Origin of the sequence: Terriglobus sp. YAF25, assembly GCF_052113305.1 — a bacterium.
In the GTDB taxonomy this organism is placed as follows: Bacteria; Acidobacteriota; Terriglobia; order Terriglobales; family Acidobacteriaceae; genus Terriglobus.
On record NZ_JBFRCY010000864.1, the window covers coordinates 1 to 1700 of the forward strand.

A 1700-nucleotide genomic window follows, 5' to 3' on the forward strand; every position below is an offset into this window, starting at 1 on the left:
GCATTGATCAGATCCCGTGGCTCGATGCACCGCCTTCAGAGGCTGTTGCTGCTGCGAATGAGTTGCTCGATCGCCTGGGCGCAACAGGAGAGTCCGCGAAGCAGCTCGCAAGGCTTCCGGTGGAACCGCGCCTCGCACGTGTCGTGCAGGAGTCGATGCGCCGCGGCGTTGGCGAGAGCGGATGCGCGCTTGCTGGATTGCTTGCCTCAGGTGTACGGATCGAAAAAGGCGACATCCTTGAAGCAATGGATCAGCCGATGGACGACCGTGTCCGCCGCCAGGTCGACCAGTTGAAGCGAGCTGCCCGTCCTGCGAAACAGATGAAGCACGATGATGATGCGGTGCTGATCAGCGTCCTGGCAGGCTTTCCTGATCGTGTGGCTCGGCGACGTTCCGGTAATACCGTCATGCTTACCGGCGGCATGGGTGCTGAGGTCTTTGGGCAGCCGCGTCCGTATGAGTTTCTTCTGGCGCTCGATGCGGAGGAGCGCAAGGAGCGTGGGGCTCCTCTGATTCGCCTGACGGCGCGCATGGAACCGGAGTGGCTGATCGATCTCTTTCCGGAGCGCGTCCTTGAGAAACGCGAGGTCGTCTGGAATCGCCAGGGCGAACGCGCAGAGGCGATCAGCTCACTGGAGTACGACGGGCTGGTGCTGGAAGAATCACGCGGCCCTGCAAACGAAGAAGAGGCGGCTGCTGTTCTCGCGCATGAGGCGGTATTACTTGGGGTGGAACGCTTTGTCGATCCTGAAGCGTTGGCTGAGCTGCAGGCGCGGATTGCCTTCGCCGGGGTTGAGAGCATCGATATCGAAGGAGCGCTGCGCGAACTCTGTTATGGGCTCAAGCGCTTTGCGGAGCTACGCAGGGTCGCGTCGACAGATCTGCTGCCGTTGCTGGAGCAGCGTGCCGGCCGCCTGGATGAGGTTGCTCCCGCGAAGCTGAAGCTCGCGGGTGGGCGCTGGGCAAAGGTGCACTACGACCTTGGAAAACCCCCGTGGATCGAGTCACGGCTGCAGGATTTCTTCGGGATGCAGGAGACGCCGCGCATCGGCAGAGACCGCACACCAGTGGTGGTGCATCTGCTGGCGCCGAACCATCGCGCCGTACAAACAACCACCGACCTCGCAGGCTTCTGGCGGCGGCTTTATCCGGAGGTGCGGCGAGAGCTGATGCGCCGCTATCCGCGACATCAGTGGCCGGAGAAACCGGTATAAGCAGAATGTTTCGGATGTCTCGACCGGGTGCCCCATGTCCCGCTTTTGGGACGTGGGCATTCGCGCGAAGCGCGAACCGTCTTATGACAGCAGAGCGCCACCAGCACGGTATGGGTAGAGAAGCAGATTTCTCCCGCTCCCCTTTACCCCAGCCGGCGAAGCTGGCCGGGGACCCCGATCGCTGCGAAATGACAAAAGTGCATATTCGAGCTTCGCTCGAACACCCATGTCCCCGAGGGACATGGGGCACCCAGAGCCGAGGTGATTTCTAGATTATTGYGTAGCGGATGAAGCTATTGCTTCCGGCTCGTGCGTCCATGTCACCTGTCCACGAGCGTTGATCACGAACCAATAAAAGACTGTCCCGGTCAACAGAAACGCACTCGCAATGGAGAAGGCTGCGCCAAAGCTGTGGGTCGCTGCCAGCGTCGCTCCTGTCAGCCACGCGGAAAGTGTCGCCGAAAGATTCGCAAAGAGGTTCTGCAG

2 protein-coding genes are annotated in these 1700 nt (G+C 61.2%); one reads left to right on the top strand and one right to left on the bottom strand.

Going from position 1 to position 1700, the window contains the following annotated elements; all coding sequences use genetic code 11:
• Nucleotides 1-1214, top strand: a 1214-nt coding sequence (locus AB4043_RS24600; protein ID WP_442308405.1) for an ATP-dependent helicase C-terminal domain-containing protein, incomplete at its 5' end; no start/stop codon positions are given.
• A gap of 273 nt (nt 1215-1487) precedes the next feature.
• Here the strand turns inward: AB4043_RS24600 and AB4043_RS24605 are convergent.
• Nucleotides 1488-1700 (bottom strand): hypothetical protein (locus AB4043_RS24605; protein WP_442308406.1); only part of this gene is annotated, 213 nt, incomplete at its 5' end.